Raw genomic sequence first — 23,951 nt, 5'->3', positions numbered from 1 at the left:
GGCCGCCCGTTCGCCAGATCAGTTCTTGTAAATCTGGTCGAAGATGCCGCCTTCGCCGAAGTGATCTTTCTGCGCCTTGGTCCAACCACCAAAAACGTCGTCGATCGTGAAAAGTTCGACCTTGGCGAAGGATTTTTCGTATTCCTTCGCAATTTCCGAATCGCGCGGACGATAGGAATTGCGTGCGGCAATTTCCTGACCTTCCTTGGTATACCAATATTTCAGGTAAGCCTCGGCGACGGCACGGGTGCCCTTCTTGTCGGCAACCTTGTCGACGATCGACACCGGCGGCTCGGCGAGGATCGACAAAGGTGGCGCCACGATCTCGAACTTGTCCTTGCCGAATTCGCGCTGCGCCAGGAACGCCTCATTCTCCCACGCCAGCAGCACGTCACCGACGCCGCGCTCGACGAAGGTCACGGTCGAGCCGCGCGCACCGGTATCGAGCACCGGCACGTTCTTGAAGAGGTCACCGACGAACTTCTTCGCCTTGTCGACTGATCCGAATTTCTTTTCCGCAAAGCCCCAGGCTGCGAGGTAATTCCAGCGTGCGCCGCCCGAGGTCTTCGGATTCGGCGTGATCACCTGCACGCCGGGCTTGATCAGATCATCCCAATCCTTGACGGCCTTCGGGTTGCCCTTGCGGACAAGAAAGACAATCGTCGAGGTGTAGGGCGAAGAATTGAGCGACAAGCGCTTCTGCCAATCCGGCGCCACCAGGCCCTTGGCGGCGATGGCGTCGATGTCATAGGCCAGCGCCAGCGTGACGACATCCGCCTGCAGGCCGTCGATCACCGAACGCGCCTGCGAGCCCGAGCCGCCATGCGACTGCTTGATCTCGACGCTCTTGCCGGTTTCCTTTTGATAGGCGGCGACGAAAGCCTTGTTGAAATCGGCATAAAGCTCACGTGTCGGATCATACGACACGTTGAGCAGTGTAACATCAGCGGCGAAGGCTGAACTCGCCCAGAGCAATCCGGCAACCAGCGGCAGAATGCGACGGATCATCATTGATCTCCATTCGGCTTGATGAACATATCATCAAAGCGGAGGCGCATAAGTCGCGACGAAAGGTCGCTTAGTCAATGAAACCGCGTTTCATAGTTTTTGGTTCCGCAGCTTCATTGTCCTAAGAAGTCCGGGCTTTACGAAGTTTTCGTCGTGTGGATACCGCATTCCGTCTTGGCTCTGCCGCGCCAGCGGCCAGCACGCGCATCCTCGTCCGCCGCGGCCCGGCTCGAGCACGGCATGCAGCCGACCGAGAGGTAGCCGGAGGCGACCAGCGGATGCGGCGGCAGCTTGCCGAGCTTGTAGATCGCCTCGATCTCTTCGCGCGACACGTTGGCGAAGGGATTGAACTTCAGCCTCGTGCCGTCTTCCTCGACGACGGGAATCTCGGCGCGTGCACCGCCCTGAAAACGCTTGCGCCCGTTGATCCAGGCCGAGAACGGCTTGAGCGCGCGCGCCAGCGGCTCCACCTTGCGGATGCGGCAGCAGGCATCGGGATCGGTAAACCACAATTCGCGATCGGGATCCTGGCGCGAGAGCGCTTCATCGAGCGGCTTGATCGAGCGGACATCGCGAAGGCCGAGGGTGGCGATCAGCGTGTCGCGATAAGCGAGCGTCTCCTCGAACAGCCAACCGGTATCGAGGAAGATTACGGGTATAGCGGGATCGACGTCCGCCATCACCTTGAGCAGCGCCGCCGATTCCGTACCGAACGACGACACCAGCGCAAGCTGCTCGCGGCCGACGGTCTTCAGCGCGGTTTCGATGACTTGCGCCGGCGAAGCATCGCGCAAGGCAAGGTCGAGCATCTGCGCCGAATGAAGGATCGTCGATTCAGTGGCGAGCGCATGCGGTGAGGTCGTGGTCACTGTCCCGCACTCTCCGAATGACGCAACTGCATCCGCCGATTGAGCGCGGTGACGCGGCCGTCGCCGGTCGGCTGGTAGAACACCGAATAGCGCTTCATGGTCTCGGCGAAGGCGTCGGCGTCGGCATCCTTCTTCACTTCAAATGCGTCGAAGCCGGCGCGCGACATGAACACGAACTGATCACGCAGGATCTGACCGATGGCGCGCAGCTCGCCTTCATAGCCGTGGCGTTCGCGCAAGAGGCGCGCCTGGCTGTAGGCGCGGCCGTCCCGGAAGGTCGGGAATACCAGCGCGACAGCAGCGAGCCGATCGAGATAGGGCACGAGATCGTCGACGGCGCGACTGTTCGGCCAGATCACGCCGGCCTTGCCGGCGCGCTTCAGAATGGCTTCCGGATCCTCCAGAAACCGCGCCGCTGAAATCAGGATCGCGCCGTCGCCCGGCAATTCGGCGCCATCGGCAACGTGGACGAACAGATCGGTGGTGATTCTTCCCTGCTTAACGAGTGGCATAGACCCGCTCCTTGAATGGCTCGACGCCCAGGCGCTTCACCGTATCGACGAACAGTTCCTCGGGACGGTCGCGCAGTGCGAGATAGGCTTCGACGATGTCTTCGATCACGTCGGCAACTTCCGCATAGGGAACGGCCGGGCCGATCAAGACGCCCATCTGCGCGTTCTCGTCGGCGCGGCCGCCGATGGTGATCTGGTAAAATTCCTCGCCGTTCTTCTCGACGCCGAGGATGCCGATATGGCCGACATGGTGGTGGCCGCAGGCATTGATGCAGCCGGAGATGTTGATGTGCAGCCGGCCGATCATGTCGGCGGTGTCGTGGTTGGCGAAACGCCGGGTCAATTCCTGCGCGATCGGGATCGAGCGTGCATTAGCCAACGAGCAGTAATCCAGCCCCGGGCAGGCGATGATGTCGGTGACGAGATTGACGTTCGGCGTGGCAAGCCCGAGGCGATCGAGCGCTCTCCAGAGCTGCGGCAGGTCGCGCTTGGCGACATGCGGCAGCGCCAGGTTCTGCTCGTGGCCGACGCGGATTTCGCCGAATGAATATTTGTCGGCGAGATCGGCGACCGCGTCCATCTGGTCGGCGGTGGCGTCGCCGGGCGGTCCGCCCACCGGCTTCAGCGACAGCGTCACGATCGAGTAGCCCTGCACCTTGTGCGGGGCCACCGAGTTCTTGCGCCAGCGCTCGAACAAGGGATCAGCCGCGGCCTGCTTCAGCTCGTCCGGCATGTGCGGCAGCTTTTCGTAAGCCGGATAGGAGAAGCGCGAGCGCACTTCCTCGATCGCGGAATGGTCGAGCGTCAGCCCGACATCGCCCATCAGCTTCCATTCTTCCTCGACCTCGCGCGCGAATTTTTCGATGCCGAGCTCGTGGACGAGGATCTTGATGCGGGCCTTGTAGATGTTGTCGCGGCGGCCGTACTGATTGTAGACGCGCAGGATCGCCTCGACATAGCTCAGGATATCGCGGCCATGCACGAACGGCTTGATGGTCTTGGCGATGAACGGCGTGCGGCCGAGGCCGCCGCCGACCAGCACTTCAAAGCCGGTTTCGCCGTCGGCATTCTTGTGCAGGCGCAGGCCGATGTCATGAATCTTGATCGCGGCGCGGTCGTGCTCGGACGCGGTGATCGCGATCTTGAACTTGCGCGGCAGGAACGAGAACTCCGGATGCAGCGTGGTGTGCTGGCGCAGGATCTCCGACCAGATGCGGGGATCCTCGACCTCGCCGGGCGCGACGCCGGCCCATTGGTCCGAGGTGACGTTGCGCATGTTGTTGCCGGAAGTTTGCATCGCGTGGATGCCGACGTCGGCGAGCTCAGCCAGCGCATCGGGCAGTTCGGCAAGCTTGATCCAGTTGAACTGGATGTTCTGCCGGGTGGTGAAATGGCCGTAGCCGCGATCGTAGCGGCGGGCGACATGCGCAAGCCGGCGTAACTGCTTCGACGACAGCGTGCCATAGGGGATCGCGACGCGGAACATGTAGGCGTGCAATTGCAGGTACACGCCATTCTGCAGCCGCAGGATCTTGAATTCATCCTCGGTCAGTTCGCCGGAGAGGCGACGCTTCACCTGATCGCGGAATTCCGAAACACGCTCGTTGATGAGCGTGCGGTCGAGTTCGTCATATGCATACATGATGGATCAGCCTCAGGCCGGAAGAAGGTCGATGGTAAGGCCCTTCGACCGGATATGTTCACGGAGGTTGCCGGGCTTGATTACCCCGCCCTCTTTGACTTCGACCGGCGCGATATAGGCGCCGACCGCCCCGACGTCATCGGCGACGCCTTCGGCAAGCAACGCACGCGCGTCATCGGAGGTGCCGACGATTGCGGCATCGGCCAGTGCCGTCGACCAGCCCCGATCTGCGGTCCGGTAGACCACGGCGCCATCCCAGGTGCGGTTGGCGGTCACCACCGACGGCCCGGTAATTCTGATTTTCTTCTGTTCGAGCGGAGAGGTCATTCGGCAGCTTCCAGCAGTTTGGAGATGACTTGGTTGAGGTTTGACTGACGCCACGGCGCGGAATGCGCGACGACGTCGCCGATGATGAGGATGGCGGGACCGCCATCGATTTTTTCGACCAGCGCCGGAAGATTCTCCAGCGTGCCGACCACGGCCTGCGCATCCGGCCTAGTCACCCGCGCGAACACGCCGACCGGCGTTTGCGGCAGGCGGCCGGCCGCCAACAGGCCGGCGCGGACCGATGGCGCGGCGGTCATGCCCATATAGACCACGATGGTCATCTTCTTGTCTGTCAGCACCGACCAGTCGACGGTCTCGGCGTCCTTGGCCTTGTGCGCGGTCAGGAAGGTGATGCGCAGCGCTTCGTGGCGATAGGTCAGCGGCGCCTCGAATTGCGCGGCGGCGCCCAGGCCGGCGGTAATGCCCGGCACCACCGAATAGGCGACGCCGGCCGCGCGCAGCACTTCGATTTCCTCGCCACCGCGGCCGAAGATGAAGGGATCGCCGCCCTTCAGCCGCACCGCGCGCTGTCCGGCCTTCGCAGCTTCAATCAGCAATTTGTTGATCGCATCCTGGCCGATGCCGGGCTTACCGACCCGGCGGCCGACCGGAATGCGCGCGGCGTCGCGGCGGATACGGTCGAGAACTTCCGGCGACACCAGCTCGTCGTAGAAAACGACGTCGGCATCCTGCAGCGCGCGCAGCGCCTTGATGGTGAGCAGATCAGGATCGCCCGGACCCGCGCCGACCAGCGTCACGCGGCCCTCGGCTTTTCCATCCTGGTTCGCGCCGGCAAACGCGGAAGGATCAGCGATTTCGTTCAGCGCCTTTTCGGCCTCGGCCTTGCGACCCGCGAGCACCAGCGCGCCGATCGGACCGTCGATCACGCGCTCCCAGAAACGGCGGCGCAACGAAAATTCGGGAATGCGCGCATGCATCGATTTGCGAAAGCTGCCGATGAAGGCGGCGAGATCGCCGATGCGCGCCGGCAATACAGCCTCGATGCGCTCGCGCACGCGGCGCGCGACCACCGGTGAAGCACCGCCGGTGCCGACGGCAACGACGACGTCGCCGCGGTCGACGATCGCGGGAAAGATGAAGGTGGAATGCGCGAGGTCGTCCATCACGTTGACGGGCAGCCCAACCGCCTTCGCACGCACCGACATCGCAACGCCGATATCGCCGGCGCCGGCGCAGAGGATTGCGATGATGCCGGAGAGATCAGCTGACAGCGGATCGCCGGAAACCATCTCGATCCGCGCGGCGTCATTGGGATCGAGGCCAGCCAAATCACGATTGCCGTCGGTCGCATACCAGCGGACCCGTGCCCCCGCCGAAATCAGCAGGCGCAATTTCGCGCGCACGAGGTCGCCTGCCCCAACGAGCAACACCTTGCCGCTTTGCAGATCCAGGAACACAGGCAGATAGCGCATCAGACACTCGCTTTCCCCAATTGGGGGGTTGACTGAAATTATTTTCTATTTATGTCTCGATCAAGAGCCACAAAGAGAAAATTATTTCTTCTCTATTGCGGTGCAACTTTAGAATTTTTCCACTCCCAAGTCCAAGGCCCAGAGATGCATCTTCTCAACCCTGAATCCAGCGGACACAGGTTGCCGTCCGCAGCCCTGCACGAAGCATCATCTGTGCCGAAAATTTTTCCCGGCGAGATGCTGCCGCCGCCCTCGATGGACCATCTCGACGAGCTTGAGGCGCAGAGCATCTACATTTTGCGCGAGGCGTTCGCGCGGCTGAAGAAGCTCGCGCTGCTGTGGTCGCTGGGGAAAGATTCCAACGTCATGATCTGGCTGGCGCGCAAGGCCTTCTTCGGCCGCGTGCCGTTCCCGGCGCTGCATGTCGACACCGGCAAGAAGTTTCCGGAGATGTATGCGTTCCGCGACCGCTTCGGGAAGGAGTGGGACCTCGATCTCAAGGTAGAGCCCTGCCCGCCGATCGATGCCGTCGATCCGACCTTGCCGCCCGCCGCGCGCTCGGCCGCGCGCAAGACTGAAGGGCTGAAGTGGGCGCTCAACAAATACGGCTTCGATGGCCTGATCGCCGGCATCCGCCGCGACGAGGAAGCCACCCGCGCCAAGGAGCGCGTATTCTCGCCGCGCGGGCTCGAAGGCGGCTGGGACGTGCGCGACCAGCCCCCGGAGTTCTGGGACCAGTTCAACGCCTCAGTGCCGCAAGGCGCTCACTTACGCGTTCACCCGATCCTGCATTGGACCGAGGCCGACATCTGGGCCTACACCAAGCGCGAAAACATTCCGATCATCCCGCTGTATCTGTCGAAGGAAGGCAAGCGCTATCGCTCGCTGGGTGATCAGGACATTACCAATCCAGTGGCGTCGACTGCCTCCAACATCGACGAGATCCTCGCTGAACTCGACGGCACCAAGGTGCCGGAACGCGCCGGCCGCGCGCTGGATCATGAAACCGAAGATGCTTTCGAGCGGCTCCGCGTCGCCGGCTATCTCTAACGGACACCTGGTGTGAGCGTCGCTATGAACATGATCCTTCCCGCCAGCGTTTCGGCAACCCCGAACGGCACCACGCGCCCGCAGGTCCGCATCGTTATCGTCGGTCATGTCGATCACGGCAAATCCACGCTCGTCGGCCGGCTGCTGCACGAGACCGGCAGCCTGCCGGAGGGCAAGCTGGAGATGCTGAAAGCGGTCAGTGCGCGGCGCGGCATGCCGTTCGAATGGTCGTTCCTGCTCGATGCGCTGCAGACCGAGCGCGACCAGGGCATCACCATCGACACCACGCAGATCCGCTTCCGCACCCGCTCGCGCGACGTCGTTCTGATCGACGCGCCCGGCCATGCCGAATTCCTCCGCAACATGATCACCGGCGCCTCGCAGGCCGACGGCGCCGTGCTGATCATCGACGCGCTGGAAGGCGTGCGCGACCAGACCAGGCGGCACGGCTATTTGCTGCATCTGCTCGGCATCAAGCAGGTCGCGATCGTCGTCAACAAGATGGACCGCGTCGACTTCGGCGCTGACAGATTCAAGGAGATCAGCGACGAGATTTCGGCGCATCTGATCGGCCTCGGCGTGACGCCATCGGCAATCATTCCAATTTCCGCGCGCGATGGCGACGGCGTTGCAGAGCATACGCCGAGGATCGGCTGGTACCAGGGGCCGACCGTCGTCGAAGCGCTCGATGCGCTCGAACCGGCGAGGCCGCTGGAGCAGCTGGCGCTGCGGCTGCCGGTGCAGGCGATCTACAAATTCGACGACCGCCGCATTGTTGCGGGCCGCATCGAGTCCGGCCACCTCGCAGCCGGTGACGAAATCGTCATCATGCCGGCCGGCAAGATCGCGAAGATCAAGACCGTGGAGAGCTGGCCGGTGACGCCGCTGAAGGGCAGCCACGGCGCCGGCCGCTCGGTCGGCATCACGCTCGACCGCGAATTGTTCATCGAGCGCGGCGATGTCATTGCGCATGCCGGCGCGACGCCGCGCGACACGCGGCGGATTCGCGCACGCATCTTCTGGCTGCACGACAAGCCGCTGTCGAAGGGCGACCAGATCCTGATCCGCCTCGGCACGCGCGAAACCCGCGCCAGCGTGGTCGCAATCGAGAAGGCGGTCGATCCCGGCGAGCTCTCGAACGAGGAGACCAAGGCGATCGCGCGCAATCATGTCGGCGAAATCGACATCTCGCTGGCGCAACCGATCGCGGCCGATCCCTATCAGGAAAATCCGCGCACCGGGCGGCTGGTGATCGAGGTCAACGGCCGCATCGCCGGCGGCGGCCTCGTGCTCTCGGTCGACGCCGGACAGCGCGCGGTGCCGATCGACATCGTGCCGGTGGAATCCGCGCTGCGTCCCGAGGAGCGTTCGGCGCGCTACCACCACAACGGCGCGGTGATCTGGCTGACCGGCCTGCCGGGCTCTGGCAAATCGACGCTCGCCCGCGCGCTGGAGCGTCGATTGTTCTCGCGCGGCGGCTCACCGATCCTGCTGGATGGCGATACGTTGCGGGCCGGGCTCAACAACGATCTCGGCTTCTCGCCGCAGGATCGCAGCGAAAACATTCGCCGTCTGGCCGAGGTCGCGACCCATCTGGCGCGCAATGGCCACGTCGCGATCGTCGCCGCGGTTTCGCCTGCGATCGCTGACCGCGCCGCGGCACGCCGCATCGCCGACACCATGTTCCGCGAAGTGCATGTCGCCGCGCCTGCCGAGGTGTGCGAGAGCCGCGATCCCAAGGGTCACTACGCCAAGGCGCGCTCCGGCGCGCTGCCGTCCTTCACCGGGATCACCAACGATTACCAGCCGCCGACCGCCTGCGAACTCCGGATCGATACCTCGATCCGCTCGGTAGCGGACGCGACGGAGGAGATCGAGCGGATGTTGGGCGAAACCGGCATCCTGTTCGACGAATTGGTGGATCTGGCGGCCAACATCTAGGACTTTTAGGGCCTTCTCATCGACCCGGCTTTAGGGCTAAAAGGGCGGCCAACGCCGCCCCTTTGGCGCGTTTTTTGCTGTTTTGGCCTGAAAACAGCCTGCAAACGCCATTTCTTTTTGAGAAAGCCCATCATGAAGCGTGTCGATGCCCACGGATTGAAGATCGCCCCTGTCCTGTTCGATTTCATCGCCAAGGAGGCGACCCCCAAGACGGGGATTTCGCCCGACGCGTTCTGGGCCGGTGTCGCCGCCATCATCAAGAAGCTCGGGCCGAAGAATCGCGAGCTGCTCGCCTTCCGCGACACGCTCCAGGCCAAGATCGACGGCTGGCATCGCGCCCACAAGGGCAAGGCGTTCGACATGGCCGCCTATACGGCGTTCCTGAAGGAGATCGGCTATCTCCTGCCCGAGCCGGCCACGCAGAAGGTCGAGACCGCAAATGTCGACGAGGAGATCGGCAAGATCTGCGGACCGCAGCTCGTCGTTCCTCTCACCAATGCCCGCTACGCGCTGAACGCGGCGAATGCGCGCTGGGGCTCGCTCTATGACGCCTTTTACGGCACCGACGCGATCCCGCATGATCCGAGCGAGAGCGGTAAGGGCTATAACAAGGCGCGCGGCGACAAGGTCATCGCCAAAGCCAAGGCGTTCCTCGACGCCGCCGTGCCGCTCGCGACCGGCAGCCACACCGACGTCACCTCGTACAGCGTGATCGCCGGCCAGCTCGCAGTGAAGCTGAAGAGCGGCAACGCCACTGCGCTGAAGACGGCTGCGCAGTTCGCAGGCTTCCAGGGCGATGCCGCTTCACCGAGCGCGGTGCTGCTGGTCAACAACGGCATGCATGTCGAAGTGAAGATCGACCGCGACCACGTCATCGGCAAGGACGATCCGGCCGGCGTTGCCGACATGATCCTGGAATCGGCGGTCTCGACCATTCTCGACATGGAAGACTCGGTCGCCGCCGTCGATGCCGAAGACAAGGTGCTGGTCTATCGCAACACGCTCGGCCTGATGAACGGCACGCTCTCGGCCGATTTCGAAAAGGGCGGCAAGACGCTGAAGCGTTCGCTCAATCCCGACCGCACCTACAAGACGCCCGACGGCAAGGACATCACGCTGCATGGCCGCAGCCTATTGCTGATGCGCAATGTCGGCCATCACATGTTCACCGATGCCGTGCTCGATGAGAAGGGCGAGGAGATCCCGGAGGGCCTGCTCGATGCTGCGGTGGCCGGCCTGCTCGCGATCCACGACATCAAGGGGTCCTCGAAGACGAAGAACAGCCGCACCGGCTCAGTCTACATCGTCAAGCCGAAGATGCATGGCCCCGACGAAGTCGCGCTGACCTGCGAACTGTTCGGCGACGTCGAGAAGCTGTTGTCGCTTCCCGAAAACACCATGAAGGTCGGCATCATGGACGAGGAGCGCCGCACCACGGTGAACCTCAAGGCCTGCATCCAGAATGCATCGAAGCGCATCTGCTTCATCAACACCGGCTTCCTCGATCGCACCGGCGACGAGATCCATACGTCGATGGAAGCCGGCCCGATGATCCGCAAGAACGACATGAAGGCGCAGCCCTGGATCAAGGCGTACGAGGACTGGAATGTCGACATGGGCCTGATCGACGGCCTGCCCGGCCATGCCCAGATCGGCAAGGGCATGTGGGCGGCGCCCGACAAGATGGCCGACATGCTGACCCAGAAGCTTGGCCATCCGCAGGCCGGCGCGACCACCGCCTGGGTGCCGTCACCAACGGCGGCAACGCTGCACGCGTTGCACTACCACCAGGTCAACGTGATCGCGCGCCAGCAGGAACTCGCCAAGGGCGGCCAGCGCGCAAAACTCTCCGACATCCTCACCATTCCGGTGTCGCAGTCAAACTGGGCGCCCGACGACGTGAAGCAGGAGATCGACAACAACTGCCAGGGCATCCTCGGCTATGTCGTGCGCTGGATCGACCAGGGCGTCGGCTGCTCCAAGGTTCCCGACATCCATGACGTTGGCCTGATGGAAGATCGCGCTACGTTACGCATCTCCAGCCAGCATCTGGCGAACTGGCTCGCGCATGGCGTCGTCAGCAAGGACCAGGTGATGGAGTCGCTGAAGCGCATGGCGGTGGTGGTCGACAAGCAGAACGCCGGCGATCCGCTCTACAAGCCGATGGCGCCCGCCTTCGACGGCGTCGCGTTCCAGGCCGCCTGCGATCTCGTCTTCAAGGGCCGCGAGCAGCCGAACGGCTACACCGAATACATTCTCACCGCGCGCCGCCGCGAGGCGAAGGCGGCGGTGTAATCAGCAGGCACGATGCCGCATCGATCGCGAGGAACGCCTGAGCCTTTTATCCGTTGATCGTCATCCCAATACGAGAGGAGAAGGCGATGGATTGGAACAGGGTTGAAGGCAACTGGAAACAGTTCAAGGGTTCCGCCAAGGAGAAGTGGGGCAAGCTCACCGATGACGATCTCAACGTGATCGAGGGCCGCCGCGAACAACTCGAAGGCAAGCTGCAGCAGCGCTACGGCTTCGCCAAGGACCAGATCCGCAAGGACGTGGACGACTGGTTCAGCACCTTGAAGTAAAACTGTATTCGAAATGAAAGCCCCGGCTAGATGCCGGGGCTTTTTCGTTGCGACGTCCCTCTGCGGCAAGTCGGCCGCTTACAGCTTAAACTGTGATGTATCTCAACAGCGAGATTACACCGAGAATGATCACCACGACGCGGGCGATCTGCTTGGCGCGGCTGTCGAGCGGCAGGAGGTTGATAAGATAGAGGACGAGGATGACGACAAGAAACGTGATGAGGATACTGACAAGCATGTGGCCCCCTTCGGCGCTCGTATGAGTGCGCTGGTAGTATTTTATTAACGTGAATGAGAGCGGCGAGTTCCAGCCGAGGAACTGTTCGCCTCACGGAAAATCGCAATCTTTTCAAGGATCCTCGTATTTCTACGCGGATATGACTGGCCAAACCATTTACCGTTTTCCCCCCAAATGACCGGGCGTCCTGGGGGGGAGCATCATGTTGAACCGTCTGACCGTATCCGCGCTGCTGAAGACCGTCATCCTCGTCACCTCGTTCTGCGTGGTGGTCGGATTTTCGCTCAACGCCTGGGATTCCTGGGGCCGCCTGCAGGCGGCAAGCCGCATTGCGGTGATCGCCGACGCCTCCGCGAACATCTTCAAGGCGATGCACAATCTGCGCACCGATCGCTCCACGACCAACCGGCTGCTGAATTCCGACGCGCCGATGGACGCCGATATCGAAAAATATCTGCGCAACATCCGCGACACCGAAATGCCGGCGATGGGCAACGCGCTCGGCCTGCTCGGCAGCGTGGAATTCGCGCAAGCGCAAACGCTCGTGCCGGAGTTCGACCACCTGTTCAAGACGATGACCGCGCTGCAGAAGGAGTTCTGGGACGCCGTGGTCAAGCCGAAGGCACAGCGCCGGCCCGAACTGGCCAAGGAATACTTTGCCGCCGCCAACGCCATGCTGGAGACGCTGGAAAAGCTGTCCGGCAACCTTGCCGCCGCCGTCAACCACCAGGACGCGACGATCGACCAGTTGCTGGCGATCAAGCAGATTGCCTGGCTGCTGCGCAACACTGCGGGCGAAGCCTCGCTGATCGTCTCGACCGGGCTCAGTGCCGGGAAGGTCGCGCCGGAGACCAGGCTTGCCTATACGAAATATACCGGCGGCATTGACGCCGCGTGGACCGCGCTGGAATTGACCTCGGCGGGAATGCAGCTGCCGCCGGCGATCTCGAGCGCGATCGCCGCGACAAAGACCGCCTATTTCGAGCCATCCTATCTCGCGCTGCGCGACCGGTTGCTGACGCAGATTGCGGCCGGCGAGAAGACCGAACTCAACGCCAACCAGTGGACCCCGGTCACGGTCGGCCGTCTCTCTGCCGCCGTCAACGTGGCCGAAGCCGCGCTCGACGCCGCCAAGGATCGCGCCGCGCATTTGTACGCCAGCGCCCGGCGCTCGCTTTCGATGCAGCTCATACTGCTGATCGGCGCACTCGCACTGGCCTTCGGCGCCCAGGTGATCGTCGCCCGCCGCGCCATCAAGCCGCTGCACTCCATGCGCGACGCCATGCTGAAGGTCGCCGCCGGCGACCTCCACGTCGATACCGGCTACGCCGCGCGCCAGGATGAAATCGGCGCGCTGGCCGGCGCGCTGGAGACCTTCAAGCAGCAGGCCGCCGACAAGGCCCGGATCGAGGCACAGGAACGCGAGCGCAACGCCGGCGCCATGGCGCGGCAACAGGCGATCGAGAGCTATGTCGGCGAGTTCGAGGGCATGGTGCGCCAGACGCTCAACCAGCTCGGCGATGCCTCCGGCCAGATGCGGACCACCTCGTCCGGCCTCTCGACGATTTCTCGCCAGACCAACGAGCGCGTCCAGGTCGCCGAGAAAGCTTCCGGCGAGGCCTCGATGAGCGTCGAGACGGTGGCGGCCGCTTCCGAAGAGCTGAGCGCCTCGATCAATGACATCAGCCAGCAGGCGGCGCACGCCGCCGGCATCGCCAGTCGCGCGGTCGGCCAAGCGCGCGACACCGACGGCACCGTGCAGGGGCTTGCCCAATCGGCGGGACGGATCGGCGAAGTCGTCGGCCTGATCAACACCATCGCCGCGCAGACCAACCTGCTCGCGCTCAACGCCACCATCGAGGCCGCGCGCGCCGGCGAGGCCGGCCGCGGCTTTGCGGTGGTCGCCTCCGAAGTCAAATCGCTGGCAAGCCAGACCGCGAAGGCGACCGAGGAGATTTCCGAGCAGATTTCGGACATCCAGCGGGTTGCGGGCGAAGCCATCGACGCCATCAAGGGCATCGGCAGCATCATCGGCGAGGTCAACGAGGTCGCGACCGCGATTGCCGCCGCCGTGCAGCAGCAGGGCGCCGCGACGCAGGAGATCACGCGCTCGACGCAATTTGCCGCGCAAGGCACCAAGAACGTGTCCGACAACATCAACGGCGTGAAGGCCGATGCGGACGCCGCGGCAGCCGCTGCCGAAAACGTCAAGCAGGCGTCCCAGACGCTGGAGACGCAGAGCCAGCAACTCGGCAATCAGGTCACCGAATTCCTCGGCAAGATCCGCGCGGCCTGACCGCTCGTCATGCCCGGGTCAAGCCCGGGCCATGACAGAGTGGACTTATCACTCCCGCGCCACCACTGGCACGCGGCCATACTTGGCGCGGACCTTTTCGGAAGCCGGTGAGAAGTTCACTTCGGCACCGCGCCGGTCGCCGCTGCGGCCCGCGACCAGCAGGCCGTTTTCGCCGGCGACAATGTCGCCCTTGCGCAGCGTCGGATCGTTCTCGACCTTGACTGACGCCAGCCCGACCGGGTCCTTGCCGTTGCAGGTACAACCGTTGACGAGTTCGTTGCGATAGCGGAACGCGTTCGGGAGCTCCGAATAGGACTTGCCGTTGTCGGCGGTCGCCTCGTCGATGCTGCTGCCATAGAACAGCTTGGTTTCGCTCGCTGGGCAAAAGCTGCTGCAAGCCGTGGCGCGGCTGGCATTGTCGGACGCCGGAAGCGGGAAATAACGGCCGTCGCAGGTCCGCACGCAATAGGCCTGGCTGCCGCCACCGCCGTACCTCGCCCGTCCCTCCCCGCGCGGCGCGTAGACGCGGCCATCGTCATTGGGAAACGGCATCTGGATATAGGGCTGATGGCGCTGGCGACCAAAGCCGCCGAACAATTGCGAGAAGAAGTCCTGGGCCTGTGCGGCAGGCGCCAGCGCGGATGCGCACACCACTGCGGCTGCGCCCCACGCTGCCAGTTTTCCAGGTCGCATCAACTTTCTCCTCTTGGGCAACACGACGCCTTCATTCAGTTCGCTTGCGGCGCAATAAGGTTCATCGCCTGCCGACCCGAAGGCGCGGCCACGGCCGGGCGCGACGGCGCCCCGATCGGACGAACCGTCCTCGTATCTCCGCCCCGCGCCATGACCGGCGCGTTCTTCGGCAGCACCACGACTTTCGTTCCGACATTGACGCGGCTGAACAGGTCGGTGATGTCCTCATTGGTCAGGCGGATGCAGCCCGACGAGACGAATTTGCCGATCGTCGAGGGATCGTTGGTGCCGTGAATGCGGTATTGGCTGGTGCCGAGATACATCGCCCGCGCGCCGAGCGGATTGCCGGGACCGCCGGCCATGAAGCGCGGCAGATAGGGCTGGCGCGCGATCATCTCCGCCGGCGGATGCCAGTCCGGCCATTCCGCCTTGCGGCTGACGGTCTGCACCCCCGACCAGGTAAAGCCTTCGCGACCGACGCCGACGCCATAGCGGATGGCCCGGCCCTGGCCGAGTACATAATAAAGTGTGGTGTTGCCGGTATCGATGATGATCGTGCCCGGCGCTTCCGTCGTGCCAAAGGCGACCACCGCGCGGCGAAGCCGCTCGGGCGTCGCGCCCTCGTCGGAGCCGATCACCTCATCGGCGGGATATGCACTCGGCTGGGCATAGGCGTAGCCGAACGCCTGCGCATTCGCAGCACTGGAAACCACGAATGGCGTCAACAAGGCGCTGACGAAGACGACCGCGCTTGCCACGCGCGACGAAGGCCGGCGATCGGAGGACTGTGTCATGGGACTGCCCCGCTGGATGTGCATCGCTGGATGCTCTGCCCAACAAAACGCAGTTGCAGGCCCGCAGTTCCTCTGCGGCTGTCCGACGCGACATCGCGCGCATTTTCGCGCGTTGGAACCCGCGCCTCTGCGCCACGTTATGATCGCGGTCCGTTTTGCGACGTTGCTTTTTGCCGTGTCATCGCCGCTTCGGGCGAGGGAAAATCATTGTGAGCGTCACTCCCACCAGGCCTTCGCCCGCTTCCGCCAAGCCCTCGGCCAACAAATCCTCACCGACCAAACCTCTGCCCGGAGAGCGCAAGCTTCCGCACGAGGGCGAGCCGATGCCGGACAGCAAGGCCGAATTGCCGCCGGTCATTCGCCGCACGGAAGTCGTAGCGATCGCCCTCGTCGGCCTCTTGATCATCTGCGTCATCGCCGGGCTTTATCTCGCCAAGGCGTTCTTTCTGCCGGTTACGATGGCCTTCATCGTCGGCACCATGCTGTCGCCGGCGGCGAGTTTCCTCGAGCGTTTCCGTATTCCGCGCGCCGTTGCGGCCGTTGGGATCGTGGCCGCCGGCAGCGCCGCGGTCGCCTTCATGATCGGCCTGATCGCTTCGCCCGCGGTGGAATGGAGCGCCAAGCTTCCGGAGCTCGGCGCGGAGCTGAAGGAGAAGCTGCATGTATTCGACCGGCCGCTCGCGCTGTGGCAACAGCTGCAGAGCATGCTCGGCGGCCCCGACACGCTGACGACGCCGACGCTGCACCTGCCGAAAATCGAATGGGTGCAGCCGACGCTGGAATTCCTGTCGCCGACCTTTGCCGAATTCATGCTGTTCATCGCTACCCTGATCCTGTTCATCGCAAGCTGGCGGGAGCTGCGCCGGGCCCTGATCATGCACTTCGGCGAGCGCGAGTGGCGGCTGCGGGCGCTGCGGATCCTCAACGAGATCGAGGAGCATCTCGGCAACTACCTCTTGATGGTGACCACGATCAATGTCGGCGTCGGCATCATCACCGGGCTGATTTGCGCGGCGACCGGCATGCCCAACCCGGCAGGTCTCGGCGCACTGGCGGCGATCCTGAACTTCATTCCGATCATCGGCCCGGTTGCCATGTTCGCGGTGCTGGTCGCGGTGGGGCTCGTTGCGTTTCCGACCCTCGGTGCGGGATTGTTGCCGTCGGCGCTGTTTGCCGTGATGACCTTCCTGGAAGGTCATTTCCTGACACCCATGATCGTCGGCCGGCGGCTGGCGCTGAACGCGCTCGCCGTGGTCCTGGCGCTCGCCTTCTGGACCTGGATGTGGGGACCGATGGGCGCCTTCCTGTCTTCGCCCCTGCTGATCGTGGCGCTGATCCTGAAAGAGCACTTGATGCCGCCGGACTCGCCACAACTGCCGGAGGACTAGGCCGAGGAACTTCCCCTTCAACGGAGCGTTTGTTCCGCAGTTGAACTCGTTATCCGGGAGCTTTCGATGTCTGACGCCGCAATGAAAAACCTGACGGACAAAGCGACCTACGAACGCCTGGAAAAGGATGTAACCGCCGTGAAAAACGATATCGCAGCCCTGACCGAGCAGATCACCGAAGCGCTCAACAGTTTTGCCGGCACCGCCGGCAAGCAGGCGCGGCGCGGCTACAATCAGGCCCGCGCCAATGCGGAGCAGGCGGTCGAGGACATGTCGGAGCGCGGCAGTGCTATGATGGGTGCCGCCCAGGACGCGGCGTCCTCGATCGAGGAGACGCTGGAGGACGCCATCACCCAGCGGCCGCTGGCGACCGTCGCCCTGGCGCTGGGTATCGGGTTTCTGATCGGCGTGACCTGGCGCAGGTAAGGTTCGGCGCAGGATAGCGCGCGCTGGAGAGCCATTCCTTGCATCGCGGCGGCGCAGCGCCGCGGCTTGTTTTGTCGACGCTGTTTCAGATCGAGGCGCGCCATGTTCCAACGATTTATCGATGATTTCAAGGAATCGACCGGCTCCGCGCTACGGCTGACGTCGCTGGCGGCGGCAGCGGCGATGGCATTGCTGGTCACGACCGCGTTTCTGTGCGCGGCGGCTTTCGTGTTCGTGCTGCAGAATTACGGCCCCGTGCAGGCCTGCCTGACCGGCGCCGCTATCTTCTTCGTGGTCGCGATGATCGCGGCCGGCAGCTATATGATCCGCAAGCGGCAGATCGAGGCGCGCGCCGAACAGGCGGCGAAGGTGGCGAAGTCCACCGCGCAGACCGTATTGTCCGATCCGATGCTGGTCGCGGCCGGCATCCAGGTCATCCGCGCCATCGGCGTCAAGAAGCTGATCCCGATTCTCGCCGTCGGCGGACTGGCGCTGGGATTTTTGGCAAGCCGCGCCAACGGAAGCAGCAACGAGGCGCCGGCGGAGTAGCGGGCAGCGCCGCACGGCATCACTGCCATCCCCGCGCATGCGAGGATCCAGTACGCCGCGGCCTCTCGACTCTTTCACTGCTGTCTGGGGATAGCGAAGCGGGCCCACCCTCAGAAAACGTGCCTGGTGATGGTGGGTACGGCGCTATCGCGCCTTTGCCAGCCTACGACTACGCAGCTATCCGCTTCGCCGCGACGATGCCCCACAGCGCGATCAGCGCCATCAGCATCGAGATCAGCACGTTGTAGCCGGCAAGCGAGAGGCCGAGGAAACGCCACTGCACTTCGTCGCACCGGATCACCTTCACCGTGTCGAGCCGCTGCAGCAGCGTGCCGGCACTGCCGAGATCTACCACGGGGCCCGAGCAATCGGTCGGGCCCTGCCAGAATTGCCATTCGACGCCGGCGTGATAGCCGCCGAGCCAGGCATTGGCCAGCGCGGCGAGCAGAAGCATCGCGAACCCGGCCAACACGACCTGCCGGGGCGCCCCGCGCGAGGCGGCAAACGCCACCAGGAGGCCGAGCGGGACCGCCAGATAATAGGCATAGCGCTGTTCGAGGCAGAGTGGACAGGGCCGGATATCCAGCACGAGCTGGAAGAACCAGGCGCCCGCCAGCGTGGCAGCGGCAACCACCGCCACTGCCAGCGCCGCCACGACCGCCGGGTCGGCGGCACGGCGCACGGGCGATGAATGGGCGGCGGCTGATGTCACGGACGTTCTCCGGAGCACAATTGGTGCTCAAACAGGCAACAGCGTCCTATCCCGCCGCTAGCTGCCTGTCGAGACAGGTCAATATCACATCCGCGCGGGTTGACCCGGAAGCGCCGCCCGCTATATTCCGCCGGCTTCGCCGCACCGGCCTCCAGCCCGTGTCCGAAGGCCCCTGTGGCGGAACTGGTAGACGCGCTCGACTCAAAATCGAGTTCCGCAAGGAGTGCTGGTTCGATTCCGGCCAGGGGCACCACCCTTCGCCCTTGCGGGCTACGCGTGGCGCAGCCACGCAGAACCCAAGGCCCAGGCAGAATCCAAGGCAGAGCTCGCCTCAACTGACGAAACCGATCAGCGTGCTTTGCGCGCCGACAAGCTTCCGCTGCCAGTGGTCGACGCCAATTCCGTTCGTGCTGCGATATTCCAGTTTCGCTCTAGTTCGCAGCTAGCCGCGACGAATCCGGGATGATTCAGTTTCCGGGGCAAGACCCACACCGTCATCCTGCGAGATCGCAATGGCCGCGAGTACCGTCCGGTTACTGATTTCGAGCTTCTGAAAGATGTGATGAAGATGCACCTTGATGGTGCCGTTGCTGATGTTCAGGCGTCGGCCAATTTCCTTGTTCGACAATCCCTCGGACACCAACCGCATGATCTGGCGCTCCCGCTCCGTCAACACAGCGAGTGCGTTCTCCGCGATCGCGCTTTGCTCCCGAAGTCCCACCTGATCGGCTGTGGGCAGCGGCAACAGCCGCCGGCCTCCCGCAACCTGGCGTAACGACTGCACGAGAATTTCAGGCGTCACGTCCTTTGAGATGAAGCTGAAACCGTCGGCTGCGGCTGACATGACCAGCTCACGTTCCACTTCAGATGAGATGAAAAAGACAAACCGCGTGGATAGATTCTCGATACTTACGATGGAAAGAAGCTCCGGGCCGGTCGCGCCGGGCATCGAGCCGTCGAGAACAGCTATGTCCGGCGCCAGAGTCCGAATTGCTTCGACAGAACCCGGACCATCACTGCAAGATGCAACAATCTTGAAATCGGAATGGGCCCCGAGCACGTTGCTCAAGCCCCTCAAAACCACGGGATGCCGATCCGCAATCACGACGGTGATACTACGCATTGGGCAGTCCTCAGCCTGTCCCAAATGTTAAACCCCGCGCCCCCAGTCTTAGTTCATTCACCCCTGCTCGATGCCGCAACAGCATATATTACTATAACGGTATGGCCAATGCCGCATCGCAATAGACGGCACGGCGAGAGGTTGACTTCGCCCTGCGGCGATTCTCCAACACACTTTGCACAATCCTGGAAGACGAAGGCACCCGTATAACTGCGGTACGGTAGAACTGCGGGACGTAGAACTGCGGGCAAGTTTGGCCTTCCATTCAAGGCGCGCGCATATCAAATTCCGGTACGCGATAGCTTCGATCGAGATTACAACGCTCGATGGAATTGGCATCCGTACTCGCTCAGAGCGTGTCATGCGAAACGCCGTTTACCATTACGAACGACATACTCCGCGCATCCGAAAGGCCTATAACCAAAGGTATATAGGGATAGCGCCAATTCGAATCTAACATTCGCAAATGCTTACTAATTTTTTGGACCGCTAAAACTACCAACCCAGTGTTGCAAAGGAGGATCAATTCTACCCGACTGAAGCAACCAAATTCCAGAAACAGAACGACGGAGAAGAGAACTCAACCGATCAAAAAATACACTCATTCAAGACTCCGATTCATCAATGTTTTCGAAATTGTCATTTGCGTAAAGGCTGGGAGAGTAAAAATGCGGAGGCGGCAAGGTTTTGCAACGTTCATCGTCGGGAAAAGCGTTCTGATCAGAGAGGGAATTGCCAGAATTCTAAGCGCGGCAAATTTTCGCACCATCGCTTCGGTGTCAAGCATAGACGACTTGTCACCGAGCAAACTCCAATCACACCCATCGCTGGTTCTCATTGTCCATTCGGGCGATGATTTCGAATCCGCGGTTGAACAAATCGAGCTCCTCAAGGAGCGGCATCCGAAAGCACGCATTGCGGTCGTGGCCGATCACTATCGGCTACACGAGATGGTCTCGGCATTTCGAGCGGGCGCCAGCGGCTATTTCATCGACGTCATGACGTGCGATGTATTCGTCAAGTCGATCGAACTGGTGATGATGGGCGAAACGATCTTCCCGCCCGCATTCATGTCGTCCATTCTCGACTCTGAAGGCGACCATTTCGCCAAGGCCGAGCCGCGCAATGGCAACGATCGGGCGATCGCCTTCACGACGGACCGCATTACGCAACAATTGTCCCCCCGCGAAAAATCAATCATGCAATGCCTGATCGCGGGCGATTCCAACAAGTCCATCGCGCGCAAGATCGACATCGCGGAGGCGACCGTGAAGGTTCACGTCAAGGCGATCCTTCGCAAGATCCGGGTCCAGAACCGGACCCAAGCGGCAATTTGGGGGATGAACAACGGTTCTCTGGTGCGACCGACGAATGACGGCTCCAATGCATGCGAACAACTACCGGGTTCGATCGAGGTGGTCGCACGCATCGAGCAAATCGAGGCGTCCGAGCGACTGGAAGTGATCAGCCACCAACCAAATCACGCCGAGGTTCCCGGTATCACCCTGATACGCAAGAACATCACCCGAAGACCTAATGCACTGGTGCGGCTCGGCAAGTAGACCGGACAGGCGCCGACGACCTTGCACGCCTGCGCCGGCGCGCGTATCGAGACGTGCCAAATTGAAACGCTTTTACACCGCGATGCCGGTTGGTCGCCGGCGAGGTGTCGAAGCCGCATCGCAATCGGGCAGCCACATTTCCGGCCGCAGCCGGAGTGGGTGCGATCCTCAACTTTGACCGGCAATCATACCTGGCATATTGGACGATATCTCACTGCCAACCTGCCGCAACGCTTTATGCTTTCTGCGATCCCATCCGCCCGTCGTGTTTCAGGTCACGGCTGCAGCCGTGTATCATGATCCACGCCATCGCTACTGCGGCAGCTTCAATCACCTCTTTGGTCGCGTCCTACCCGACCCTGAATTTCAGCTTGTTCGTCTGATATTGCGCACCCCGATAGCCGTCCGGATTCTTCGATTGCCAACGCCAATGATCCGCGCACATTCGCGCCAACGATCGCACCGATTTCCAACCCAACGTCCTTTCCGCAAATGTCGGGTCGGCATAACAGGCGGCGACATCACCGGTCCGACGTTCGCCAAATTCATACGGAACAGACCTGCCGCTCACGGCCTCGAATGTCTGAATCACCTCCAGAACGCTGTGGCCGTTTCCCGTTCCAAGGTTGACCGTCAGCACGCCGGGCTGCTTCAGGTGGTTCAAAACGCATAAATGCCCGGATGCAAGATCGACAACATGAATGAAGTCGCGGATGCCGGTGCCATCCGGAGTGTCGTAGTCGTTTCCGAAAATGAACACCTTCTCACGCCTACCAACCGCCACTTGCGCCACCAATGGCAACAGATTGTTCGGAATGCCGATCGGGTCTTCTCCGATGAGCCCGCTTTCGTGCGCGCCAACCGGGTTGAAGTAGCGCAGGATGCCGACCCGCCAGTCAGGGTCGGACTTGCAGAGATCCTTCAGCATCTCCTCGATAAAGAACTTCGTGCGACCGTACGGGTTTGTCGGTCCGAGGGGATGTTTCTCATCGAGCGGCAGGTACGCGGGAATCCCGTAGACAGTTGCGGACGAACTGAAGACAAGCGTCTTCACGCTTGCCCTCTTCATGGCCGACAAAAGCCGCATCGTTCCCAGGACGTTGTTCTCGTAGTAGGTCATGGGCTGAGCGTTGGAATCACCCACCGCCTTGAACCCCGCGAGGTGAACAACGGCGGTCACTTCGTATGCGCGCAGGACCTCATAGATCGCCTCTTCATTGCAGATGTCGGCATGCCGAAAGACGAGCGATCGCCCACAGATGGTTTGTGCCCGTTCGAGAGACGCTTTGCTGCTGTTGGAGAGGTTGTCGACCGCGACAACATCGAGCCCGGCGTCAAGTAACGCGACAGAGACATGGGACCCAATGTAGCCAGCGCCTCCGGTCAATAAGATCATCTCGGACACTTTCCGTATTCGTCCAAATTGGCGCTACCGGCGCAGCGCCTCCAGCCGCGCTTGCGCCGCCTTGATTCCTGCGGCGCCAGCTTTCGCGTAGAGGTCTTGCGCTTTTGTCGCATCGCCTCGCGTCCCAAGGGTTCCCCATTTGGCAAGGATCAAGGGATCATAGCTTTCTGCGAGCGAGAAGCTTGCCTGGGCGCTGCCCATCTCGACGGCGCGCTCCAGCACAATCCGCGCCGAGCCTATGTCTCCCTGCCCAAGCAGCGCGGTCGCGCGCGCGAGCAACGCTGCCTCCACCGCGGCTTCCTTCGGATTGACCTTGGAATTGGCCTGGGCGTCGCCCCGAACGTCCGCCGCCGGTGTCCGGTCGGCGACTGGCTTCGCGTTTTCCGCAGGCTTGCCACGCGCGGTCGAGCCTACCGTCACGGCATTGGGTGCGGCCTGCTTCGCAAGCGCGAGATCCCGCTCGAGCTGTTCGGCCCGAGCCCGCTCCTGCTGCAATGAGCTGCGCAGCGAGGCTGCGTCGCGTTCCGCCGCCTGCCTGGTCCGCGCGACCTCCTCGCTCGCCTTGGCCGCCAAGGCAGCCTGCTTTTCGAGGTCGCGACGTGCGGTTACGAGATCCTGTTCCAGCTGCGCCGCCTGATCGCGCCCGTCCTGTGCGGATTGGCGAGACGACGGCGCACCGCTTGCAGCCGCCTTTTTGAGTTCGGCCGCCTCGTCTTCAAGTTTGCGGGCGCGGGCCTCATATGCATAGAGCGCACTACGCGTCATCGAGAGGCCTTGCGCCAGAGCGTCGGCCCTTTCGCGCTCCTTCTGCATCGACTGCTTCTGCTCGGCAGCATCTGCTTCCGCGGCCCGCTTCGCCCGCAGAGCCTCCCCGGTTGCCTTTGCCGCCAGCGCTGTCTGGGTTTCGACGTCGCGCCGCGCCGCCGCAAGATCCCGCTCCAGCCGCGCGAACCGCTCGCGCTCCTGTTGCAAGGATTTCCGGAGCTCCGCTTCGCCGCTCTCGCTTGCCTGTTTCAGCCGGGACGCGGCCTCGCTTGCCTTCGCCGCCAATGCCGTCTGCGTCTCGACGTCGCGCCGCGCCGCCGCAAGATCCTGCTCCAACCGTGCGGACCGCTCGCGCCCCTGTTGCAGAGACTTCTGCAGCTCCGCTTCGCCGCTCTCGCTTGCCTTTTTCAGCCGGAACGCTTCCTCACTTGCTTTCGCCGCCAGTGCCGTTTGGGTCTCGACCTCGCGCCGCACCGCCGCAAGATCCTGCTCCAGCCCCCCGGTTCGCTCGCGCTCCTGCTGCAGGGGCTTCTGCCGCTCCGCTGCGCCGCTCTCGCTTGCCTTTTTCAGCCGGGACGCTTCCTCACTTGCTTGCGCCGTCAGTGCCGTCTGGGTCTCGACGTCGCGCCGCGCCGT

21 protein-coding genes, 1 tRNA gene and 1 pseudogene are annotated in these 23,951 nt (G+C 62.9%); 10 read left to right on the top strand and 13 right to left on the bottom strand.

The genetic code is table 11. The features are described from left to right. Positions 1-18: 18 nt before the first annotated feature. From CQ14_RS36605 to cysG, 6 genes are all read right to left on the bottom strand, one after another. Complete coding sequence (locus CQ14_RS36605; RefSeq protein ID WP_057862622.1) at positions 19-1,008, bottom strand: sulfate ABC transporter substrate-binding protein; 990 nt, start codon at positions 1,006-1,008, stop codon at positions 19-21. Positions 1,009-1,145: 137 nt separating this feature from the next. Further along, a complete protein-coding gene (locus CQ14_RS36600; protein WP_430650246.1) occupies positions 1,146-1,877 on the bottom strand; it encodes a phosphoadenylyl-sulfate reductase in 732 nt (243 codons plus the stop codon). Beyond that, complete coding sequence (locus CQ14_RS36595; RefSeq protein WP_057862578.1) at positions 1,874-2,389, bottom strand: DUF934 domain-containing protein; 516 nt, start codon at positions 2,387-2,389, stop codon at positions 1,874-1,876. The genes CQ14_RS36600 and CQ14_RS36595 overlap by 4 nt, the downstream gene beginning before the upstream one ends. Beyond that, positions 2,376-4,031 (bottom strand): nitrite/sulfite reductase, encoded by a 1,656-nt coding sequence (locus tag CQ14_RS36590; protein ID WP_057862577.1) that lies wholly within the window; start codon positions 4,029-4,031, stop codon positions 2,376-2,378. The genes CQ14_RS36595 and CQ14_RS36590 overlap by 14 nt, the downstream gene beginning before the upstream one ends. A 12-nt stretch (positions 4,032-4,043) precedes the next feature. Continuing rightward, positions 4,044-4,358 (bottom strand): DUF2849 domain-containing protein, encoded by a 315-nt coding sequence (locus CQ14_RS36585; RefSeq protein ID WP_057862576.1) that lies wholly within the window; start codon positions 4,356-4,358, stop codon positions 4,044-4,046. Continuing rightward, entirely contained in the window at positions 4,355-5,791 is a 1,437-nt protein-coding gene (gene cysG / locus CQ14_RS36580) for a siroheme synthase CysG (RefSeq protein ID WP_057862575.1), read from the bottom strand. The genes CQ14_RS36585 and cysG overlap by 4 nt, the downstream gene beginning before the upstream one ends. Positions 5,792-6,046: 255 nt before the next feature. Here cysG and cysD point away from each other — a divergent pair, with 255 nt between their 5' ends. The 4 genes from cysD to CQ14_RS36560 all read left to right on the top strand — a co-directional run bounded on the left by cysD (position 6,047) and on the right by CQ14_RS36560 (position 11,364). Continuing rightward, the gene (gene cysD, locus CQ14_RS36575; RefSeq protein ID WP_057862620.1) at positions 6,047-6,841 is read left to right on the top strand and encodes a sulfate adenylyltransferase subunit CysD; all 795 of its coding nucleotides are present in this window, start codon (positions 6,047-6,049) and stop codon (positions 6,839-6,841) included. 24 nt (positions 6,842-6,865) lie between these two features. Next, positions 6,866-8,782, top strand: coding sequence for an adenylyl-sulfate kinase (cysC, locus tag CQ14_RS36570; protein ID WP_057862574.1), 1,917 nt, complete (start codon positions 6,866-6,868; stop codon positions 8,780-8,782). A 132-nt stretch (positions 8,783-8,914) separates the two neighbouring features. After that, complete coding sequence (locus tag CQ14_RS36565; RefSeq protein ID WP_057862573.1) at positions 8,915-11,077, top strand: malate synthase G; 2,163 nt, start codon at positions 8,915-8,917, stop codon at positions 11,075-11,077. A gap of 86 nt (positions 11,078-11,163) precedes the next feature. Next, entirely contained in the window at positions 11,164-11,364 is a 201-nt protein-coding gene (locus tag CQ14_RS36560) for a CsbD family protein (RefSeq protein WP_057837434.1), read from the top strand. Between the two features lie 85 nt (positions 11,365-11,449). Here the strand turns inward: CQ14_RS36560 and CQ14_RS44225 are convergent, their stop codons facing one another. Beyond that, entirely contained in the window at positions 11,450-11,602 is a 153-nt protein-coding gene (locus CQ14_RS44225; RefSeq protein ID WP_141688227.1) for a Thivi_2564 family membrane protein, read from the bottom strand. Between the two features lie 202 nt (positions 11,603-11,804). Here CQ14_RS44225 and CQ14_RS36555 point away from each other — a divergent pair, with 202 nt between their 5' ends. Then, a complete protein-coding gene (locus CQ14_RS36555; RefSeq protein ID WP_057862572.1) occupies positions 11,805-13,898 on the top strand; it encodes a methyl-accepting chemotaxis protein in 2,094 nt (697 codons plus the stop codon). 48 nt (positions 13,899-13,946) lie between these two features. On the opposite strand, the gene CQ14_RS36550 is transcribed toward CQ14_RS36555, so the two are convergent. Both CQ14_RS36550 and CQ14_RS36545 read right to left on the bottom strand, forming a co-directional pair. After that, positions 13,947-14,591 carry a DUF2865 domain-containing protein gene (locus CQ14_RS36550; protein WP_057862571.1) on the bottom strand — a complete coding sequence of 215 codons (645 nt, stop codon included), beginning with the start codon at positions 14,589-14,591 and terminating at the stop codon, positions 13,947-13,949. 35 nt (positions 14,592-14,626) lie between these two features. Next, entirely contained in the window at positions 14,627-15,385 is a 759-nt protein-coding gene (locus CQ14_RS36545; RefSeq protein WP_057862570.1) for a L,D-transpeptidase, read from the bottom strand. Between the two features lie 323 nt (positions 15,386-15,708). Between CQ14_RS36545 and CQ14_RS36540 the strand changes: the two genes are divergently transcribed. The 3 genes from CQ14_RS36540 (at position 15,709) to CQ14_RS36530 (ending at position 17,748) form a co-directional block, all read left to right on the top strand. Beyond that, a complete protein-coding gene (locus CQ14_RS36540) occupies positions 15,709-16,773 on the top strand; it encodes an AI-2E family transporter (protein WP_057862619.1) in 1,065 nt (354 codons plus the stop codon). Between the two features lie 66 nt (positions 16,774-16,839). Next, complete coding sequence (locus tag CQ14_RS36535; protein WP_057862569.1) at positions 16,840-17,199, top strand: ElaB/YgaM/YqjD family protein; 360 nt, start codon at positions 16,840-16,842, stop codon at positions 17,197-17,199. 102 nt (positions 17,200-17,301) lie between these two features. Continuing rightward, the gene (locus CQ14_RS36530) at positions 17,302-17,748 is read left to right on the top strand and encodes a hypothetical protein (RefSeq protein WP_057862568.1); all 447 of its coding nucleotides are present in this window, start codon (positions 17,302-17,304) and stop codon (positions 17,746-17,748) included. Positions 17,749-17,917: 169 nt separating this feature from the next. Here the strand turns inward: CQ14_RS36530 and CQ14_RS36525 are convergent, their stop codons facing one another. After that, positions 17,918-18,460, bottom strand: coding sequence for a disulfide bond formation protein B (locus CQ14_RS36525; protein WP_057862567.1), 543 nt, complete (start codon positions 18,458-18,460; stop codon positions 17,918-17,920). Between the two features lie 168 nt (positions 18,461-18,628). Here CQ14_RS36525 and CQ14_RS36520 point away from each other — a divergent pair. Then, positions 18,629-18,713, top strand: a tRNA-Leu gene (locus CQ14_RS36520). Between the two features lie 189 nt (positions 18,714-18,902). On the opposite strand, the gene CQ14_RS36515 is transcribed toward CQ14_RS36520, so the two are convergent. Beyond that, the gene (locus CQ14_RS36515) at positions 18,903-19,583 is read right to left on the bottom strand and encodes a LuxR C-terminal-related transcriptional regulator (protein ID WP_057862566.1); all 681 of its coding nucleotides are present in this window, start codon (positions 19,581-19,583) and stop codon (positions 18,903-18,905) included. A 668-nt stretch (positions 19,584-20,251) separates the two neighbouring features. On the opposite strand from CQ14_RS36515, the gene CQ14_RS36510 reads away from it, so the two are divergent. Then, positions 20,252-21,145, top strand: a complete 894-nt coding sequence (locus CQ14_RS36510; RefSeq protein ID WP_057862565.1) for a LuxR C-terminal-related transcriptional regulator — start codon at positions 20,252-20,254, stop codon at positions 21,143-21,145. A 349-nt stretch (positions 21,146-21,494) separates the two neighbouring features. Here the strand turns inward: CQ14_RS36510 and galE are convergent, their stop codons facing one another. Together galE and CQ14_RS36500 are read right to left on the bottom strand one after the other, a co-directional pair. Continuing rightward, positions 21,495-22,541: a UDP-glucose 4-epimerase GalE gene (galE, locus tag CQ14_RS36505; protein ID WP_057862564.1), complete on the bottom strand. Its 1,047-nt coding sequence runs from the start codon at positions 22,539-22,541 to the stop codon at positions 21,495-21,497. 33 nt (positions 22,542-22,574) lie between these two features. After that, a pseudogene (locus tag CQ14_RS36500) lies at positions 22,575-23,951 on the bottom strand (hypothetical protein); the annotation flags it as partial.

Source organism: Bradyrhizobium lablabi (genome assembly GCF_001440475.1).
GTDB classification, from domain to species: Bacteria; Pseudomonadota; Alphaproteobacteria; order Rhizobiales; family Xanthobacteraceae; genus Bradyrhizobium; species Bradyrhizobium lablabi.
This window is presented reverse-complemented; position numbering and strand designations above follow the sequence as displayed.

Excerpts from the sequence above, each read along its gene's own strand:
- galE (WP_057862564.1), bottom strand. The coding sequence starts at position 22,541 with ATGATCTTATTGACCGGAGGCGCTGGCTACATTGGGTCCCATGTCTCT.
- CQ14_RS36560 (WP_057837434.1), top strand. The coding sequence starts at position 11,164 with ATGGATTGGAACAGGGTTGAAGGCAACTGGAAACAGTTCAAGGGTTCC.
- CQ14_RS36555 (WP_057862572.1), top strand. The coding sequence starts at position 11,805 with ATGTTGAACCGTCTGACCGTATCCGCGCTGCTGAAGACCGTCATCCTC.
- CQ14_RS36530 (WP_057862568.1), top strand. The coding sequence starts at position 17,302 with ATGTTCCAACGATTTATCGATGATTTCAAGGAATCGACCGGCTCCGCG.
- CQ14_RS44225 (WP_141688227.1), bottom strand. The coding sequence starts at position 11,602 with ATGCTTGTCAGTATCCTCATCACGTTTCTTGTCGTCATCCTCGTCCTC.
- cysG (WP_057862575.1), bottom strand. The coding sequence starts at position 5,791 with ATGCGCTATCTGCCTGTGTTCCTGGATCTGCAAAGCGGCAAGGTGTTG.
- CQ14_RS36565 (WP_057862573.1), top strand. The coding sequence starts at position 8,915 with ATGAAGCGTGTCGATGCCCACGGATTGAAGATCGCCCCTGTCCTGTTC.
- cysD (WP_057862620.1), top strand. The coding sequence starts at position 6,047 with ATGGACCATCTCGACGAGCTTGAGGCGCAGAGCATCTACATTTTGCGC.
- CQ14_RS36535 (WP_057862569.1), top strand. The coding sequence starts at position 16,840 with ATGTCTGACGCCGCAATGAAAAACCTGACGGACAAAGCGACCTACGAA.
- CQ14_RS36550 (WP_057862571.1), bottom strand. The coding sequence starts at position 14,591 with ATGCGACCTGGAAAACTGGCAGCGTGGGGCGCAGCCGCAGTGGTGTGC.
- CQ14_RS36590 (WP_057862577.1), bottom strand. The coding sequence starts at position 4,031 with ATGTATGCATATGACGAACTCGACCGCACGCTCATCAACGAGCGTGTT.
- CQ14_RS36605 (WP_057862622.1), bottom strand. The coding sequence starts at position 1,008 with ATGATCCGTCGCATTCTGCCGCTGGTTGCCGGATTGCTCTGGGCGAGT.
- CQ14_RS36585 (WP_057862576.1), bottom strand. The coding sequence starts at position 4,358 with ATGACCTCTCCGCTCGAACAGAAGAAAATCAGAATTACCGGGCCGTCG.
- CQ14_RS36515 (WP_057862566.1), bottom strand. The coding sequence starts at position 19,583 with ATGCGTAGTATCACCGTCGTGATTGCGGATCGGCATCCCGTGGTTTTG.
- cysC (WP_057862574.1), top strand. The coding sequence starts at position 6,866 with ATGAACATGATCCTTCCCGCCAGCGTTTCGGCAACCCCGAACGGCACC.
- CQ14_RS36545 (WP_057862570.1), bottom strand. The coding sequence starts at position 15,385 with ATGACACAGTCCTCCGATCGCCGGCCTTCGTCGCGCGTGGCAAGCGCG.
- CQ14_RS36595 (WP_057862578.1), bottom strand. The coding sequence starts at position 2,389 with ATGCCACTCGTTAAGCAGGGAAGAATCACCACCGATCTGTTCGTCCAC.
- CQ14_RS36540 (WP_057862619.1), top strand. The coding sequence starts at position 15,709 with ATGCCGGACAGCAAGGCCGAATTGCCGCCGGTCATTCGCCGCACGGAA.
- CQ14_RS36510 (WP_057862565.1), top strand. The coding sequence starts at position 20,252 with ATGCGGAGGCGGCAAGGTTTTGCAACGTTCATCGTCGGGAAAAGCGTT.